The organism is Pseudomonas sp. NFX15, from assembly GCF_049132105.1.
Lineage (GTDB): Bacteria > Pseudomonadota > Gammaproteobacteria > Pseudomonadales > Pseudomonadaceae > Aquipseudomonas.
The window spans coordinates 141217-159393 of the sequence record NZ_JAFMPV010000002.1; the positions used below are offsets into that span (position 1 = coordinate 141217).

The 18177-nt window shown below is 60.3% G+C and carries 16 protein-coding genes; 11 read left to right on the forward strand and 5 right to left on the reverse strand.

All coding sequences use genetic code 11. From position 1 onward, the window contains the following. Window positions 1-28: 28 nt before the first annotated feature. Entirely contained in the window at window positions 29-787 is a 759-nt protein-coding gene (gene flgA / locus J1D76_RS02775; RefSeq protein ID WP_421136918.1) for a flagellar basal body P-ring formation chaperone FlgA, read from the reverse strand. Between the two features lie 83 nt (window positions 788-870). Between flgA and J1D76_RS02780 the strand changes: the two genes are divergently transcribed. The 6 genes from J1D76_RS02780 to flgE all read left to right on the forward strand — a co-directional run bounded on the left by J1D76_RS02780 (window position 871) and on the right by flgE (window position 6006). After that, window positions 871-1803 (forward strand): chemotaxis protein CheV, encoded by a 933-nt coding sequence (locus tag J1D76_RS02780; protein WP_421136919.1) that lies wholly within the window; start codon window positions 871-873, stop codon window positions 1801-1803. A gap of 44 nt (window positions 1804-1847) precedes the next feature. After that, entirely contained in the window at window positions 1848-2675 is an 828-nt protein-coding gene (gene cheR / locus J1D76_RS02785; RefSeq protein ID WP_421136920.1) for a protein-glutamate O-methyltransferase CheR, read from the forward strand. A gap of 363 nt (window positions 2676-3038) precedes the next feature. Beyond that, complete coding sequence (gene flgB, locus J1D76_RS02790; RefSeq protein ID WP_421136921.1) at window positions 3039-3446, forward strand: flagellar basal body rod protein FlgB; 408 nt, start codon at window positions 3039-3041, stop codon at window positions 3444-3446. Between the two features lie 3 nt (window positions 3447-3449). Continuing rightward, window positions 3450-3893 (forward strand): flagellar basal body rod protein FlgC, encoded by a 444-nt coding sequence (gene flgC, locus J1D76_RS02795; RefSeq protein ID WP_007980123.1) that lies wholly within the window; start codon window positions 3450-3452, stop codon window positions 3891-3893. Window positions 3894-3908: 15 nt separating this feature from the next. Next, window positions 3909-4631, forward strand: coding sequence for a flagellar hook assembly protein FlgD (flgD, locus tag J1D76_RS02800; protein WP_421136922.1), 723 nt, complete (start codon window positions 3909-3911; stop codon window positions 4629-4631). A 31-nt stretch (window positions 4632-4662) separates the two neighbouring features. Continuing rightward, window positions 4663-6006, forward strand: a complete 1344-nt coding sequence (flgE, locus tag J1D76_RS02805) for a flagellar hook protein FlgE (protein ID WP_421136923.1) — start codon at window positions 4663-4665, stop codon at window positions 6004-6006. Between the two features lie 246 nt (window positions 6007-6252). Here flgE and J1D76_RS02810 read toward each other — a convergent pair whose 3' ends face one another. Further along, the gene (locus J1D76_RS02810) at window positions 6253-9147 is read right to left on the reverse strand and encodes a ribonucleoside-diphosphate reductase subunit alpha (protein ID WP_421136924.1); all 2895 of its coding nucleotides are present in this window, start codon (window positions 9145-9147) and stop codon (window positions 6253-6255) included. A 732-nt stretch (window positions 9148-9879) separates the two neighbouring features. Here J1D76_RS02810 and J1D76_RS02815 point away from each other — a divergent pair. Together J1D76_RS02815 and J1D76_RS02820 are read left to right on the forward strand one after the other, a co-directional pair. Then, window positions 9880-10602 (forward strand): response regulator, encoded by a 723-nt coding sequence (locus tag J1D76_RS02815; protein ID WP_421136925.1) that lies wholly within the window; start codon window positions 9880-9882, stop codon window positions 10600-10602. After that, entirely contained in the window at window positions 10599-12209 is a 1611-nt protein-coding gene (locus tag J1D76_RS02820; RefSeq protein ID WP_421136926.1) for an ATP-binding protein, read from the forward strand. The genes J1D76_RS02815 and J1D76_RS02820 overlap by 4 nt, the downstream gene beginning before the upstream one ends. Before the next feature lie 126 nt (window positions 12210-12335). Here the strand turns inward: J1D76_RS02820 and J1D76_RS02825 are convergent, their stop codons facing one another. After that, a complete protein-coding gene (locus J1D76_RS02825) occupies window positions 12336-13061 on the reverse strand; it encodes a 4'-phosphopantetheinyl transferase family protein (RefSeq protein WP_421136927.1) in 726 nt (241 codons plus the stop codon). A gap of 260 nt (window positions 13062-13321) precedes the next feature. Further along, entirely contained in the window at window positions 13322-14113 is a 792-nt protein-coding gene (locus tag J1D76_RS02830) for a dienelactone hydrolase family protein (protein ID WP_421136928.1), read from the reverse strand. Between the two features lie 145 nt (window positions 14114-14258). Between J1D76_RS02830 and J1D76_RS02835 the strand changes: the two genes are divergently transcribed. The 3 genes from J1D76_RS02835 (at window position 14259) to J1D76_RS02845 (ending at window position 16842) form a co-directional block, all read left to right on the forward strand. Beyond that, window positions 14259-14681: a hypothetical protein gene (locus J1D76_RS02835; RefSeq protein WP_421136929.1), complete on the forward strand. Its 423-nt coding sequence runs from the start codon at window positions 14259-14261 to the stop codon at window positions 14679-14681. 140 nt (window positions 14682-14821) lie between these two features. After that, complete coding sequence (locus J1D76_RS02840; protein WP_421136930.1) at window positions 14822-15499, forward strand: response regulator; 678 nt, start codon at window positions 14822-14824, stop codon at window positions 15497-15499. Beyond that, window positions 15496-16842 carry an ATP-binding protein gene (locus J1D76_RS02845; protein ID WP_421136931.1) on the forward strand — a complete coding sequence of 449 codons (1347 nt, stop codon included), beginning with the start codon at window positions 15496-15498 and terminating at the stop codon, window positions 16840-16842. The genes J1D76_RS02840 and J1D76_RS02845 overlap by 4 nt, the downstream gene beginning before the upstream one ends. A 150-nt stretch (window positions 16843-16992) precedes the next feature. Here the strand turns inward: J1D76_RS02845 and J1D76_RS02850 are convergent, their stop codons facing one another. Continuing rightward, window positions 16993-17991: an AraC family transcriptional regulator gene (locus J1D76_RS02850; protein ID WP_421136932.1), complete on the reverse strand. Its 999-nt coding sequence runs from the start codon at window positions 17989-17991 to the stop codon at window positions 16993-16995. Window positions 17992-18177 lie beyond the last annotated feature (186 nt).

The window sequence follows — 18177 nt, forward strand, 5'->3', positions numbered from 1 at the left end:
AGCGCCACATTCTGATGAACGCAGCGCATTACATGGACACTTCCACCTGCCCTGGCGACATCACCTGCGCCTTGATAACCCGTTGGGAGTTGAGGTTTTTCACCCGGATCTGTTCGCTGAGACTGCCGTTGGACAGTGCTTCACCCGGCATGCGCACGCTGAGCGTACCACTGCGGGCGGTAATCACCACCTGGTCACCCTTGCGAATGACCTCGGCCTGTTCGATATGCACCAGGGTAATGACCTGGTCGGCGACCATTGGTCGGGTCAATCGTTGCCCGATCGCCTGGTCAAGGGAGGTCAGGTAGCCCTGGCTGATCAGACTGATATCACGCTCGCGCAGGACCACATCGCCCGGCTCGACAATCGCGGCGCGGCGCAGTGGCCGTGCACTGGCCACGACTTCGCGAAACAGGCGGACTTGAGCGGGTACGAAGACAGTCCAGGGCGATGAACCCTCGCAACGGACCTTCACCGTAACACGGCCAATCGGCTTGGGACTTTCAAGTGTGGCTGTCAATTCCTTGTCGCACATGGGCATGTGCATGCGCGGATCGAGCTGGTTGACCTGGATCTCGTAGCGACCTTGCGTTTGACTGGTTGCCAGATAGTCCTCTACGGTGAATTCAAGAAAGCCCTGAGTGACGCCGATAAGCATGTCAGGCAAGGTAACCGCGTCAGCAAGGGCAGGGCTGCCAGCGTTGAACAGGCAAACAGCCGCCAGTACCCCGAGCAATTTGCGAAAGGGCGTGGTCAGGTGTCGGAAAAATGTCGGTTCTGTGTTCATAACGATTAAAAAAGCAAGCGCCGTGCCGTTTAGTGATGACGGTGCGTCGCAACAACACTTGGCGTTGGTGTAGGAGTCTGGGCATGGCTGGTGTAATGGATTCGGTAAACCAGCGCACGCAACTGGTAGGGCAGAATCGCCTTGAACTGTTGTTGTTCCGTCTCGACGGCCAGCAACTGTACGGGATCAACGTGTTCAAGGTTCGGGAGGTGCTGCAATGCCCCCCACTGACGCTGATGCCCAAATCCAGTCCTGTCGTGTGCGGTGTGGCGAACATCCGGGGGGCGACCATTCCGATCCTTGATCTGGCAATGGCGACGGGTTCCGGAGCGCTGAAGGACAAGAACAATCCGTTCGTGATCATCACGGAGTACAACACCAAGACCCAGGGTTTCCTGGTCCGCTCGGTGGAGCGCATCGTCAACATGAACTGGGAGGAGATCCATCCACCGCCCAAGGGTACCGGACGCGACCACTACCTGACGGCGGTGACGCGGGTCGATAACCAGTTGGTGGAAATTATCGACGTCGAGAAGGTGCTGGCGGAAGTGGCGCCCACCCCGGAAGCGATTTCCGTCGGCGTGGTGGATGTCGAGACCCAGCACAAGGCGCTGTCGTTGCGCGTGCTGACGGTCGACGACTCCTCGGTGGCGCGCAAGCAGGTCACGCGTTGCCTGCAAACGGTTGGCGTCGAAGTGGTCGCATTGAACGATGGCAGGCAGGCGCTCGATTACCTGCGCAAGCTGGTCGATGAGGGCAAGAAGCCGGAAGAAGAGTTCCTGATGATGATCTCCGACATCGAGATGCCGGAGATGGACGGGTACACCCTGACGGCGGAAATCCGCAACGACCCGCGCATGCAAAAGCTTCATATCATCCTGCATACTTCGTTGTCGGGGGTATTCAATCAGGCGATGGTCAAGAAGGTCGGTGCCGATGACTTCCTGGCCAAGTTCCGTCCTGATGACCTGGCATCCCGGGTAGTCGACCGGATCAAAGCAGCAGATATCAGCTAGGGGCCCGGCCCCTGGCAGTCAACACGATTTAAGAGGCGGCATCATTGTCTACGGGTAATTTGGATTTCGAACAGTTCCGGGTATTCCTGGAAAAAGCCTGTGGCATTTTGCTCGGTGAAAACAAGCAGTACCTGGTCTCCAGCCGTCTCAACAAACTGATGGAACAGCAAGGCATCAAGTCGTTGGGTGAGTTGGTCCAGCGCATGCAGACCCAGCCGCGCAGCGGTTTGCGCGAACAGGTGGTGGATGCCATGACCACCAACGAAACCCTGTGGTTTCGTGACACCTACCCGTTTGAAGTCTTGAAGAACAAGGTCTTGCCCGAAGCGATCAAGGCCAGCCCCGGCCAGCGTCTGCGCATCTGGTCGGCGGCGTGCTCGTCAGGCCAGGAACCGTATTCGCTGTCGATGTCCATCGACGAGTTCGAGCGGGTCAACATGGGCCAGCTGCGGATGGGTGTGCAGATCGTTGCCACCGACCTGTCCGGCACCATGCTGACCAACTGCAAGAGCGGCGAGTACGACAGTCTGGCCATCGGTCGCGGTTTGTCGCCCGAGCGCCTGCAGCGTTATTTCGACCCGAAAGGGCCGGGGCGCTGGGCGATCAAGGCGCCGATCAAGAGCCGCGTGGAATTTCGTTCGTTCAACCTGCTGGACAGCTACGCGAGCCTCGGCAAGTTCGACATCGTGTTCTGCCGCAACGTGTTGATCTACTTCTCCGCCGAGGTGAAGAAGGACATCCTGTTGCGCATTCACAGCACGTTGAAGCCCGGCGGCTATCTGTTCCTCGGTGCTTCGGAGGCGCTGAACGGTTTGCCGGATCATTACCAGATGGTCCAGTGCAGCCCGGGGATCATTTACCAGGCGAAGTGATTTGTGGGTGTTGTCAAAAAACGGGAGCCCTTTGGGGCTCCTTTTTTTTGTGGCCGATAATTTCCAACTTACACCGTGTGCCCTTGTAGGAGCCGGCTTGCTGGCGATCCAGGCGCCGCGGTCATCCAGGCAGACCGTGTCATCGTTCATCGCCAGCAAGCCGGCTCCTACAAGGTGACGCGGTGCTCTTTTGATCGTGCCAAGCGGCAGAAAAGCGGCAGCCGGCGGAAAACCGTTGCCGCTTTTCTGGCATTTGCGCCTTGCCATGCCCGGCAAAGTCCCGGTTTCCGGGCTTTTTTGATTTGGCATGGGGCTTGCTAAGTTGATCCTACGAAAAATCAGGTCACCCGAAGGTTTCCCGACATGAGCATCAGCTTCGATAAAGCGCTCGGCATCCACGAACAAGCCCTGGGCTTCCGCGCCCAGCGTGCCGAAGTCCTGGCCAACAACATCGCCAACGCCGACACCCCGAACTACAAGGCGCGGGATCTGGACTTCTCCAAAGTGCTTGAGGCACAGAGCCAGAAAACCACCAACGGCACAATTGCCCTGAACATGACCAACAGCCGTCACATCGAAGCTGAAGGCGTGGGCAATGGCGACGAGTCGCTGCTGTATCGCACGCCGATGCAACCGTCGATTGACCAGAACACCGTGGATGCCCAGCTGGAACAGTCCAATTATGCGCAAAACGCAGTCGGCTTCCAGGCCAGCTTCACCCTGCTCAACAGCAAATTCAAAGGGCTGGTGTCAGCCCTGCGTGGAGAATAAGCCATGTCCCTGTCCAGTGTTTTCAACATTGCCGGTAGCGGCATGAGTGCGCAAACCACGCGCCTGAACACCGTCGCCTCGAACATCGCCAACGCCGAGACCGTCTCGTCGAGCATCGACCAGACCTACCGCGCGCGCCACCCGGTGTTCGCCACCATGTTCCAAGGCGGCCAGAGCGGCGGCAGCGACTCGCTGTTCCAGAGCCAGGACGCCGCCGGCCAAGGCGTACAGGTATTGGGTGTGGTCGAAGACCAGAGCAACCTCGAAGCGCGTTACGAGCCCAACCACCCGGCGGCCGATGCCAAGGGCTACGTCTACTACCCGAACGTCAACGTGGTGGAAGAAATGGCCGATATGATTTCCGCGAGCCGTTCGTTCCAGACCAACGCGGAAATGATGAACACCGCCAAAACCATGATGCAGAAGGTCCTGACCCTCGGTCAGTGATAAGGGGCGACTCAGATGAGTGTTAGCGATTCCACCAGTGGTTTGAGCCTCAACGATATCCTGGCCAATTCCTCGATCAAGACCAATACCTCAACGGACGGCCTGGCATCGGCGACCGGCAGCGCCACGGGTAACCAGGCGCTGGGCAAGGATGCGTTCCTGCAGTTGCTGGTGACCCAGCTGAAAAACCAGAACCCGCTGGAGCCCCAGGACAACGGCGCGTTCGTGGCCCAGTTGGCGCAGTTCAGCAGCCTGGAAGGCATCACCACGCTCAACGATACCGTGAGCGGCCTGGCCAGCAACTACAACTCGTCCCAGGCGCTGCAAGCGTCGTCGCTGGTGGGTCGTTCGGTCATTGCACCGGGCAGCCAGGCGGTGGTCGATACCACCAAGAGCCTCAGCGGCACGGTGGTGGTGCCGTCTTCGGTGGCGTCCGCCACCTTGAAGATCACCGACTCCACCGGCGCGACCGTACGCACCATCGACATGGGTTCGCAGTCGGCCGGCAACGCCAGTTTTATCTGGGACGGCAAGAACGATGCAGGTGAGACGGTGCCGGCGGGCACCTACACCTTTGGCGCCACGACCACCATCGATGGCCAGTCCACGGCGTTGATCACCAACCTGCCGGCGACCGTCAACAGCGTGACCATCAGCCAGACCGGCGGTGAGTTGATGCTCAATCTGGCAGGGCTGGGCAGCGTTGCCCTGTCCAAAGTACAAACCATTGGTATGTAAAGCCGACTAACCCGGCATAAAGGAGTGGATGATGTCTTTCAATATCGGCCTTAGCGGTCTCTTTGCAGCCAACAAACAACTGGACGTGACCGGCAACAACATCGCCAACGTCGCGACCACCGGTTTCAAATCCTCCCGCGCAGAATTCGAAGACGTGTACTCGGCCACCCGCCTGGGCACCGGCAGCAAGACTGTCGGCAACGGCGTGCGTCTGGCCAACGTTTCCCAGCAGTTCACCCAGGGTGACGTGAACAACACCGGCAACGTGCTCGACATGGGTATCCAGGGTTCCGGTTTCTTTGTCCTGAGCAACAACGGTTCGCTGACCTACACCCGTGCCGGTACGTTCAAGACCGACAAGGACGGCTACGTGACCAACAGCGACGGCACCGCCCGCCTGCAAGGCTACGGCGTGGACGCCAACGGCAAGATCGTCAACGGCGTGTTGACCGACCTGCGCATCGATACTTCCAACCTGGCGCCGAAGTCGACTAGCTCCGTCTCGTCGATTATTAACCTGAACTCGACCTCGCCGGTGATCGACCAGACCGTCGCGGCCAACAAGTTCGACCCGTCCAAGACTGAGACCTTTACCAAGTCGTTCAGCACCCCGATTTTCGACACTCAGGGCAACCAGCACACCATGGATCAGTACATGGTCAAGACTGGCGCGAACACTTGGGACACCTACACCCTGATCGATGGCCGCAACCCCGATGGCAGCGATCCAACCGTCACCGCTCCAATCGCCTCGACCATGTCGTTTGACTCCAGCGGCAAACTGACGTCGGTCAGCACACCGGCGCCGGTGACCGTTCCGCCGACCGTACCGACACCTGCGCCGATCATCAGTAGCGACCTCAAAATCACCAACTGGACCCCTGGCACCGTAACCAATGGCGTCTGGGCGGCCAACGGCGCATCGGCCGATCCGTCTGGCGTATCCATCGCGATGGCCAACACCACTCAGTTCAACGCCGACACCGCGCGTTCGATTCCATCGCAAAACGGTTACGCCACCGGCCAGATCACCAACCTGACCATCGACGGCACCGGTGTATTGCTGGCCAACTTCAGCAACAACCAGACCAAGCCGATCGGCCAGATTTCCCTGGCCAGCTTCACCAACGAGCAGGGTCTGCAACCGGTAGGCGGCACCAGCTGGAAAGAAACCTATGCGTCGGGCATCCCGGGCTACGATGCGCCGGAAACCGGCACCCTGGGTTCGGTCGTTTCCAACTCGCTGGAAGAGTCCAACGTCAACCTGACCAACGAACTGGTCGACCTGATCAAGGCGCAGAGCAACTACCAGGCGAACGCCAAGACCATCTCCACCCAGAGCACCATCATGCAGACCATCATTCAGATGACCTGATGCTGGATCGCGCTGCATAAAAAGCCCCTCGAAAGAGGGGTTTTTTTGTGTCTGGTGTCAGACCGCGTTATCGTTTTTCGCTGGCAAGCCAGCTCCTACCGGGGATCACCGTCTCTGTAGGAGCTGGCTTGCCAGCGAAGACGTCAGATCAGTCACCCATTTCCTCGGGGCAAAAGAAAACCCCCGACCTGCCAGAGGCGGATCGGGGGTTTCGGGTAAGCGCCTTGCGACGCTTACCGGCTCAGCTTATTGGCAAGCTTCGCAATCCGGCTCGTCGATGGCGCACGCCTTCGGCACTGGAGCAGGGCCGGCAGGTGCTGCCAGGACCGAGTCGTCACCGTGGTTGCCGCCGCTGGAAACAGCGTTCAGCTTGCCGGTGTTGATGGTCGACTTCTCGGTGCTGGTCGCGGCCAGGGCACGGAGGTAGTAGGTGGTTTTCAGACCACGGTACCAGGCCATGCGGTAGGTCACGTCCAGCTTCTTGCCCGATGCACCGGCGATGTACAGGTTCAGCGACTGGGCCTGGTCGATCCACTTCTGACGACGGCTGGCGGCGTCAACGATCCACTTGGTGTCCACTTCGAACGCGGTCGCGTAGAGCTCTTTGAGTTCTTGCGGGATGCGTTCGATCTGCTGCACCGAACCGTCGTAGTACTTAAGGTCGTTGATCATGACCGAGTCCCACAGGCCGCGAGCCTTGAGGTCGCGAACCAGGTACGGGTTGATCACGGTGAATTCGCCCGACAGGTTCGATTTCACATACAGGTTCTGGTAAGTCGGTTCGATCGACTGCGAAACGCCGGTGATGTTGGCGATGGTCGCGGTCGGAGCGATGGCCATGATGTTCGAGTTACGAATGCCTTTCTGTACACGGGCGCGAACCGGTGCCCAGTCCAGGGATTCGTTCAGGTCGACATCGATGTACTTCTGGCCACGGGCGTCGATCAGGATCTGTTGCGAATCCAGTGGCAGGATGCCCTTGGACCACAGCGAACCCTGGAACGTCTCGTACGCGCCACGCTCGTCAGCCAGGTCGCAGGACGCCTGGATCGCGTAGTAGCTGACCGCTTCCATCGACTTGTCGGCGAACTCGACCGCTGCATCGGAACCGTAAGGAATGTGCTGCAGGTACAGCGCATCCTGGAAGCCCATGATGCCCAGGCCGACTGGACGGTGCTTGAAGTTGGAGTTCTTCGCTTGTGGCACCGAGTAGTAGTTGATGTCGATCACGTTGTCGAGCATGCGCACGGCGGTGTTCACGGTGCGTTCCAGCTTGGCGGTGTCCAGCTTGCCGTTGACGATGTGGTTCGGCAGGTTGATCGAGCCCAGGTTGCAAACGGCGATCTCGTCCTTGTTGGTGTTCAAGGTGATCTCGGTGCACAGGTTCGAGCTGTGGACCACGCCCACGTGCTGCTGCGGGCTGCGCAGGTTGCACGGGTCTTTGAAGGTCAGCCATGGGTGGCCGGTTTCAAACAGCATGGACAGCATTTTGCGCCACAGGTCTTTGGCCTGGATGGTCTTGAACAGCTTGACCTTGCCTGGGTACTCGGTCAGGGCTTCGTAGTACTCGTAGCGCTCTTCGAAGGCCTTGCCGGTCAGGTCGTGCAGGTCCGGTACTTCGGATGGCGAGAACAGGGTCCACTTGCCGTCGTCGAAGACACGCTTCATGAACAGGTCAGGGATCCAGTTGGCGGTGTTCATGTCGTGGGTACGACGACGATCATCCCCGGTGTTCTTGCGCAGCTCGATGAACTCTTCGATGTCCATGTGCCAGGTTTCCAGGTAGGCACACACAGCGCCCTTGCGCTTGCCACCCTGGTTAACGGCAACGGCGGTATCGTTCACTACTTTGAGGAACGGAACCACGCCTTGCGACTTGCCGTTGGTGCCCTTGATGTACGAACCCAGTGCACGAACCGGTGTCCAGTCGTTGCCCAGGCCGCCCGCGAATTTCGACAACATGGCGTTGTCGTGGATCGCGTGGTAGATGCCCGACAGGTCATCCGGCACGGTGGTCAGGTAGCAGCTCGACAGTTGTGGACGCAGGGTACCGGCGTTGAACAGGGTCGGGGTCGACGACATGTAGTCGAAGGACGACAGCAGGTTGTAGAACTCGATCGCACGGTCTTCTTTGTGCTTCTCTTCGATCGCCAGGCCCATGGCCACGCGCATGAAGAAGATCTGCGGCAGTTCGAAGCGCACGCCATCCTTGTGGATGAAGTAACGGTCGTACAGGGTCTGCAGGCCCAGGTAGGTGAATTGCTGGTCGCGCTCGTGGTTGATCGCCTTGCCCAGTTTTTCCAGGTCGAAGGAGGCCAGCACAGGGTTCAGCAGTTCGAACTCGATACCCTTGGCGATGTAGGCCGGCAGGGCCTTGGCGTACAGGTCGACCATCTCGTGGTGAGTGGCGCTCTCGGCCACACCGAGGAAGCCCAGGCCTTCGGCACGCAGGGTGTCCATCAGCAGGCGCGCGGTCACGAACGAGTAGTTCGGCTCGCGTTCAACCAGGGTACGGGCAGTCATCACCAGGGCGGTGTTGACGTCGGTCAGGGCCACGCCGTCGTACAGGTTCTTCAGGGTTTCGCGCTGGATCAGGTCGCCGTCGACTTCTTCCAGGCCTTCGCACGCTTCGGTGACGATGGTGTTCAGGCGGCCCATGTCCAGCGGCGCCAGGCTGCCGTCGGCACGGGTAATGCGGATCGACGGGTGAGCGTTGACCGCTTCTTCGGCCGGTGCGTGGGCAGCGCGTTCTTTCGAACGACCGTCACGGTAGATCACGTAGTCGCGAGCGACTTTCTGCTCGCCGGCACGCATCAGGGCCAGTTCGACCTGGTCCTGGATTTCTTCGATGTGGATGGTGCCGCCCGATGGCATGCGACGCTTGAAGGTCGCGGTGACCTGTTCGGTCAGGCGGGCCACGGTGTCGTGGATTCGCGACGAGGCAGCAGCATTGCCGCCTTCAACTGCGAGAAACGCTTTGGTGATGGCGACGGTGATCTTGTCATCGGTGTAAGGAACGACAGTGCCGTTACGCTTGATCACGCGCAGTTGGCCAGGCGCGGTGGCGGACAGATCCGAATGCGAATCAGCGGCCTGCGGCAAGGTGCCCTGCGGGTTCTCGCGAGTTGTGTCGGTTTGCATGGGGGAGTGTCTCCACATTCACTATGTTTGTTTGGGCACCATCAAGGTGCCCACCGTTCTGTCCTGAAGCACTACAACCGACGGACGTCGGGCATAACAACTTCGGGACAGTAGGAAAAAGGCTAATGAGGCCGTCCTTGCCGAAGTTTTGGTACGAGCCTGGGCTCGAAACCGGATTCCTTTCGGGGTGCCAGTCATGACTGCAACACCCGTACCGTTTTGGCCGCTTGGGCCTGAAAAAAACGGTGCCATCCGCCTGTGCGGTTTGGGCTTGTAAGTTCACGCTTGGTTCAACCATAAACAGGCAATAAAGCGCTTGAGTTTCTGGTCTGAAATGTGGTTGGGCTTTTTAGCTAAAACCCTACATGTAGGGTTTTTTTGGCGCCGGGGTACAAGATAATGCGTTTTATGGGGGGTTGCAACGTACTGCTTGTGGATAAACCTGTGCGTAAATTGTGTGTGAAAGAGGGAACCGGCGTGTAGGCCGCGACCTTGCTGGATCGAAGCTTTTTTCGGCGATTTTCAATGGGTGAAATCGCCTGGTCAGATTTTTAAGGGCGCGAACCCTATCACAAAAAACCCGGTTGTCCGAACGCATTTCCCGGCTTGTGTTCTCGACGGGCGGCGTTTATACAATCGGCCCAGCGTGTATACATATTTGTCCCCCCGAATCATTACAAAAAGACGGGTGGATCCTTCCTTATTCGTGTTTTTGGCAAGCAGAGGTCACCCGTGGAGCAAGAAGCGTGGCAGGTATTGATTGTGGAGGACGACCAGCGACTGGCCGAACTGACCCGCGATTACCTGGAAGCCAATGGCCTGCGTGTATCGATCGAAGGTGATGGCGCACGGGCCGCGGCGCGCATCATCAAGGAACAACCGGACCTGGTGATTCTCGACCTGATGCTGCCGGGAGAAGACGGCCTGAGCATCTGTCGCAAGGTCCGCTCGCGTTATGACGGCCCGATCCTGATGCTCACCGCCCGCACCGACGACACCGACCAGATTCTCGGCCTCGACCTGGGCGCCGACGACTACGTGTGCAAACCGGTGCGCCCGCGACTGTTGCTGGCGCGCATCCAGGCTTTATTGCGACGCAGTGAAACCCCAGACGTCGCCCCGGAAAAACAGCGGCGCTTGCAGTTCGGCCCGCTGATCGTCGACAACGCATTGCGCGAAGCCTGGTTGCAGGGCAATGGCATCGAATTGACCAGCGCCGAGTTCGACCTGCTCTGGCTGCTGGTGGCCAACGCCGGGCGCATCCTGTCCCGGGAAGAAATCTTCACCGCGCTACGCGGCATCGGTTATGACGGCCAGGATCGGTCCATTGATGTGCGCATCTCACGCATCCGCCCGAAAATCGGCGATGACCCGGAGCATCCACGGCTGATCAAGACTGTGCGCAGCAAAGGCTACCTGTTCGTTCCCGAGGCCTGCGTAGACCAACCCCTGTGAACTCGATCTTCCTGCGCATTTATGGCGGCATGTGCGCCGCGCTGATCCTCGTGGCTGTCCTCGGCGTGCTGGCGTTGCACCTGCTCAACCAGGTGCGCAGCGAGCAGTACCGCGAGCGCCTGGCCCACGGCACGTTTTCGCTGATGGCCGACAACCTGCAACCGATGAACCAGACCGAACGCCACCGCGCCTTGCTGGTGTGGGAGCGTTTGCTGGGTATTCCGCTGGCGCTGAAAACCTTTGCCGAGACTGACCTCGACCTGACCCAGCGTACCCGCGTTTTGCGCGGCCAGGCGCTGGTGGAGCAGACCGGGCCGCACGCGGCGAAGGTCTACAAGCTGGTCAGCGACAAGGAGCAGTTGATGCTCACCGGGGAGGTGCAACAGATCAGCGAGCAACTGGCCCGGGCGACCATCTACCTGTTGACCGACGAGCTCGTACGCACTCCGGTCGCCGACCAGCCCCTGCGGTTGGCGCAATTGAAGGAAGACAAGGGTTTCGGCTTCGACCTGCGGCTGGTCACGGTGGACCAAGCCGACATGGACGAAGACCAGAGTCGCCGGGTGTCCGAGGGCGATACCGTGATGGCGCTGGGCAAGGAGGGCGATTCGATCCGGGTATTTGCTGGCATGGTCGGCACGCCGTGGGTCTTGGAGATTGGCCCCTTGTACCAGATGAATCCCTATCCGCCGCAGTGGCTGGTGCTGATTGCTGCGCTGGGCCTGACCTTGATTGGTTTGATCGTTTACTTGTTGGTGCGTCAGTTGGAACGGCGCTTGCGTGGCTTGGAAGCGGCGGCCACGCGCATCGCCAGGGGCAGCCTGGAAACCCGCGTGCCGGCGCGCGGTGCAGACTCGGTAGGACGGCTGGCCGCGGCGTTCAATGGCATGGCCGAGCACTTGCAGCAGTTGCTGGCGATCCAGCGGGAACTGGTACGCGCGGTGTCCCACGAATTGCGCACGCCGGTGGCGCGCCTGCGTTTTGGCCTGGAGATGATCGGCTCGGCCACCACGCCACAGGCGTTGGAAAAATACTGCCAGGGTATGGACCACGACATTGAAGACCTCGACCGGCTGGTGGACGAGATGTTGACCTATGCCCGGCTGGAGCAGGGGTCGCCGGCGCTGAATTTCCAGCGTATCGACCTGGATGCTTTGGTCAACCAGGTGCTCGAGGAGCTGGCGCCGTTGCGCGCCGACGTCACTGTGCAGCGCGGCTTGTGCCTGTCGGCGGCCGATAACGACGACGCCTGGGTTGAGGCCGAGCCGCGCTATCTGCACCGGGCGATCCAGAACCTGGTGACCAATGCCATGCGCCATGCACAATCGCGGGTGACCATCAGTTATCAGGTAGGGCAGCAGCGTTGCCGGGTAGACATCGAGGATGACGGGCCGGGAGTGCCGGAAGCGGCATGGGAGAAAATCTTCACACCGTTCCTGCGCCTCGACGACAGCCGTACGCGGGCATCGGGCGGGCATGGTTTGGGCCTGTCGATTGTGCGGCGGATTATTCACTGGCACGACGGGCGTGCGTTGATTGGCAAGAGCAAGAGCCTGGGCGGGGCGTGCTTTAGCCTGAGTTGGCCGAGGAATCAGGAGCGGCGTTGAGATTTTTAGTGCCTGTTTTGGCCCCATCGCGAGCAGGCTCACTCCTACAGGAAATTAGGCTGTGACATAGATCCAGTGTAGGAGCGAGCCTGCTCGCGATGGGGGCCTAAGGGACGCCAAAAAACCTCAGGCCCGGATGCTGACCAGACTCAACAACTGCCCATCCCCGACCGCAAATTGCGCCTCCAGCTCGGTGCCACTGCGCCATTCACGGGACAAATCAGTCAGCAACCGCACACGCACTTCACCCGACTCACGCCACTCCAGCACTTCGGCATGCTCGAAATAAAAGCGCCGTTGCACGATTGGATACAGCGCCTTGAACAGGCTTTCCTTGACCGAAAACGTCAGGGTCACCAGCAACGCCCGTTGCTCGGCAGGCGTGGCTGCCAGGCGTTGCAGCTCCGGCGGGTTGAGGATTTCCCCGGCCAGGCGTTCGGCGCGTTCGGGGTTGAGCAGGTTTTCCAGGTCCATGCCCAGGCCACGCCAATGGCGTTTATTCGCGACGATGGCCGCCGCCCGGCCAGTGCTGTGGGTGATCGAGCCGGCAATATGCGCAGGCCATACCGGTGCGCGGTCTTCACCGATCGCCGGAATGAAATTCAAATCGTCCAGGCGCTGTAGCGCCCCCCGGGCACACACTCGTCCGGCGAGAAACTCAGCCTGCCGCTTGGCCACCGAACGCTGGATGGTCGCTGGCGCCTCAACGGCGCTGCGCAGGAAATCATCGCTGGCCAGTCGGGCACTGTCGAAGTGAGTGCTCAACAGGACTGTATCGGGCAGCACAAACGGCAGCGGCCAATGGTCATCGAGGGGCGTGCAGCAGACGGGCAGGGCGGGGGCTGGATTCATGAGGGGCATTTTGCCGGGTTGCCTTGAGGCTGGGTAGTGGCCGAAGGCTTTTGGGGTGACGGAGCTCGCTGGGGTGGGTAGTAGCGGATCGCTTTTGCGGCGAGGGGGCTTGCTCCCGCTGGGTGGCGAAGCCGCCCCAAAACCTGCAGTCGTATTGTGTCCAGACAACGCACGATTACAGGATTTACGACTGCCGCGAAGCCGAGCGGGAGCAAGCTCCCTCGCCACAGGGGAGCGTGCTCTGCTTCAGGTGCTGCATGTCAGCTGAAGATTTTTTTGAAAAACGCCTGCATATCCGCCCAGGATTTTTCATCCGCCGTTTTGTTGTAGCCAATGTCCGGCCCGCCATGATCGCCGTGGCTCAACCGGTCGGCGTCCGGGTTGGTGAAGCCGTGCTTGGCGCCGTCGAGGCTGACGAATTTATAGTCGGCCCTGGCCTTGTCCATTTCAGCTTTGAACGCCGCCACGTTGTCCGGCGTGACCATGCTGTCCTGCGCGCCGTGCTCCACCAGAACTTTCGCCTTGACGCTGCCCGGCGTGGCCGGTGTGTTGGTCGCCAGTGCGCCGTGGAAACTCACGACTCCCGCCAGCGGCAGACCCTGGCGCGCGGCATTGAGGACCACGCCACCGCCGAAACAGTAGCCGATGGCCGCGATTTTGTGCGGGTCGGTTTGCGGTTGTTTCTTCAGCAGGTCGAGCCCGGCCTGGAACCTGGCGCTGGACACGGCGCTGTCCTTGTTCACCGCTTGCATGAACGCCATGGCGTCCTTGGGGTGCTCGGTATTCTTGCCGTCGCCGTACATGTCGATGGCCAGGGCGCTGTAGCCCAGCCCGGCAAGATCCCGGGCACGGCGCTTGGCGTAGTCGTTCAGGCCCCAGAACTCATGCACCACCACGACTCCGGGGCGCGGGCCCTTGATGGCGTCGTCGTAGGCGTAATAGCCGATCATTTTTGTACCGTCGGCACTTTGGTAGGGGATTTCCTCGGTCTTGATCGCAGCTTGGCTGAGCCCGCTCAAGGCCAGTAGGAGGACAGCGAAGAACATGCGCATGGTCGGAACTCCTGTACAAACGTGGCGAAACGTTGGGGGCGGATTGATTCAGCCTCGGTTCAGAGTGCGTTCAGGGGCAGTTCAGGGCGAGGTGCGTAACCTTGCCCGTACTCAAAAAGCAAATCGCACATGAGGAAGCTCCCCAATGACTGGCTTGAAAAACCTGATTCTGGCTTTCACCGTTCTGGGCGCGAGCACCGCGGCCTTCGCTTCTGACGACAACTTCGCCAGCCTGTCTCTTGGACAGACCCGCGACAAAGTCAAAAAATCCCACACCCTCGGCGAGCGCCTCAATTATTCGAGCGCCGACAGCGGGGTCGACAAAAACAGCACCTGGGGGGCGCGTCTGGCACAGCCCAATACCCAGGGGCATTACTACGCCACGTACAACAAGGTGGCGGGTACGCTCAACGGCATTAAACTGCGGCAGGAAGACCTCTTGGGCAAGTATCCGATCGACACGCTGGGCGGCAGTCTGCGGATTTCCAGTGGTCTCAGCGCCGAACTCGGTTACCGTTATCCAAGCAGCAACGCCCGCAGTGAACTGTCCGCCAACTACGCTTGCTGACAAGCGTTTCGTGACCGGCCAGCGCCGGATCAGCCCGAGCGGTTGATCCGGCGTTGCCATGTAAGCCATTGAGGCGCCCGTCTGAATCGGTCGTGCCTTTTCAGAGGTTGATGATAGATGTTGTTTGCTGGGAGAGCGTTATGAAACTGCTGGTCGTCGAAGATGAAGCGCTGCTGCGTCATCACCTGCAAACCCGCCTGACGGAGAGCGGCCACGTGGTTGAGTCCGTGGCCAACGCCGAGGAGGCGCTGTACCAGACCGCGCAGTTCAACTTTGACCTGGCGGTGATCGACCTCGGTTTACCGGGCATGAGCGGGCTCGACCTCATCCGCCAGTTGCGCTCGACTGGCAAGACCTTTCCGATCCTGATCCTCACCGCGCGCGGCAACTGGCAGGACAAGGTCGAAGGCCTGGCCGCCGGCGCTGACGATTATGTGGTCAAGCCGTTCCAGTTCGAAGAGCTGGATGCGCGCCTCAATGCCTTGCTGCGTCGCTCCAGTGGTTTCACCCAGTCGACCATCGTCGCCGGCCCGCTGCTGCTGGACCTCAATCGCAAACAGGCGTCCCTCGACGAACAGCCGCTGTCGCTGACTGCATACGAGTACCGCATCCTCGAATACCTGATGCGTCACCATCAGCAAGTGGTGCCCAAGGACCGCTTGATGGAGCAACTCTACCCGGACGACGACGAGCGTGATCCGAACGTGATCGAGGTGCTGGTCGGCCGCCTGCGCCGCAAACTGGAAGGGCCGGCCGGATTCAAGCCGATCGACACCGTGCGCGGCCTCGGCTATCTGTTCAATGAGCGTTGCAGTTGATTCGTTCGCTGCGCTTGCGCTTGATGCTCGCCGCCACCTTGTTGGCGGTGTTGTTCATGCTGGCGTTGCTGCCGGCCATGCAAGGGGCGTTCAGCCTGGCGCTGCAAGATTCAATCGAGCAACGCCTGGCCTCGGACGTGAACACGTTGATCTCCGCCGCCCGGATCGAGAACAACAACCTGCAGATGCCGGCGCAATTGCCTGACGAGCGCTTCAACCTCACCGACAGTCGATTGCTCGGCTACATCTACGACCGCGAAGGGCATCTGGTCTGGCGTTCCAAGGGCACCCCGGAAGAACCGATCAACTACAAGCCGCGATACGACGGTCGTGGCAATGAGTTCGCGCGGATCCGCGAAGCCAATGGCCAGGAATTCTTTGTTTACGACGTCGAGATCAAGTTGCTCGGCGGCAAAAGTGCAGCGTTCAGCATCGTCGCGCTGCAACCGGTTCGCGAGTACGAACGGACCCTCGAAGGCCTGCGGGAAAATCTCTACCTGGGCTTTGGTGCGGCACTGCTGGTGCTGCTGGCGTTGTTGTGGATCGGCCTGACCTGGGGTTTGCAGGCGTTGCGGCGCTTGAGCCAGGAACTGGACCAGATCGAAGGCGGCACCCGCGAAAGCCTCAGTGAAGAACACCCGCGCGAATTGCTGCGCCTGACCGGCTCCCTGAACCGATTGCTGCACAGTGAGCGTGAGCAACGCAGTCGCTACCGTGATTCCCTCGATGATTTGGCCCACAGCCTGAAAACGCCGTTGGCGGTGTTGCAAGGGGTCAGCGAGGACATGGCCCAGCGTCCGGCAAATCGCGACCAGGCGTGGGTGCTGCAAACCCAGATCGAACGCATGAGCCAACAGATCAGCTACCAGTTACAGCGTGCCAGCCTGCGCAAAAGCGGTCTGGTGCGGCATCAGGTGCGCTTGCAGCCGGTGCTCAAAAGCCTGTGCGACACGCTGGACAAGGTCTATCGCGACAAGCGCGTGCATGTCGCTTTCGACTTGCCCGACCCGTGTTATGTGCCGATCGAGCAGGGTGCCTTGCTGGAGATGATGGGCAACCTGCTGGAAAACGCCTATCGCCTGTGCCTGGGTGAAATCCGCATCAGCGTGCGCGAAACGCTCAGCGGCACCGAGTTGTGTGTCGAGGACGACGGCCCCGGTGTACCGCAGGATCAGCGCGCGCGGATCCTTGAACGCGGCGAACGCCTGGACCGCCAGCATCCGGGGCAGGGCATTGGCCTGGCGGTGGTCAAGGACATCATCGAGAGCTACAACGCCAAGCTGACGCTGGGGGATTCGCCAATGGGCGGGGCGGCGTTCCGGATTCATTTTCCGGTGGTCTGACCCGCAGTCTGGTGGTGTTCTTGCTGGCCCCTTCGCTGGCAAGCCAGCTCCTACAGTAGACCGTGTACCGACGGGGTTGTGGTCCCCTGTAGGAGCTGGCTTGCCAGCGAAGAGGCCGGTGAAGCCTGCAAAAAAAAACGGGGCGCAAACTCAATTTTCCTGCGCCCGATAAGCCCCCGGTGTCAGCCCTGTCCACTTCTTGAATGCCCGGTGAAACGCCGAAGGCTCGGAAAACCCCAGTTGCTCGGCGATCTGTTGCAACGACAGGTCGGCGCGCCCCAGGTGATAAATCGCAATGTCCCGGCGCAACTGATCCTTCAATTCCTGAAAACTCGACCCCTCTTCGCGCAAATGCCGGCGCAAGGTCTGCGGGCTGATGTGCCATTGCGCGGCCACCGCTTCCAGGTCCGGCCAGCGTGAACTGTCTCGGCTGAGTAAGCGCCGCAAGCGGCTGCTCAAACTGTCGCCGTCGTCCGGACGCGACAGCAGGTTGGCCGGGGAATGTTCGAGGAAATGCTTGAGGGTGCGCTCGTCCTGCAACAGCGGCATGGCCAGGTAGCGACTATGAAACAGCAGGCTGCTCTGGGGCGCGGAAAACGCCAGCGGGCAGGAAAACAGCAAATCGTATTCGGCGCCATGCTCCGGCCGGGGATAGCTGAAGGTCGCCTGCTCCAGGCGAATCCGCTGGCCGACCAGCCAACTGCCGAAACGGTGCCAGATCACCAGCAACGACTCGCTGAGGAAATGATCGGGATCCCACAGCAGCGAGTCGTCCAGGCTCAGGCGAACCCATTCACCTTCACGGCTGAGGGTCAGGCGCGGAGCCCCGGGGAATAGGCTATAAAACAATAAGCCGCGGTTGAGTGCCTTATCCAGGCTGCGGCAGTGAATCACGGCATGGCACATCATCGCGAAGCTGCCCGGCCGGCTCGGGGCTTGCCCGAACCCCAGGTATTCGTCGTCCAGGGCCAGCCACAACGCCTGGATCAGTTGGGTGAACAGCTGCGGGGCAATGCGCGCCCTGGGCTCGTCCAGCAACTCGGGGCTGATCCCCAGCTGTTGCAGCAGGCCTGAATAGTCGTAGCCGTGCCGACGCGCGCCACCGAGGACGGCGCGGGCGAAATGACTGGCGATGGTACGTTCACGCATAGCGGGTTGATCCGACCGTTGAGCGACGGATGGTAGCTGTGCGGTGAGGGCATGAACAGGGCGGATATCCGCCAGATTGCAGGACCGGTTGACGCTCAAAGGCGGAAATCCGCCACCAGATGTTAGCCGTTTGATGACCCGGAAATCCCTGTAACCCCTGATGTTAAAAGGCTTGCGGGTGATTTG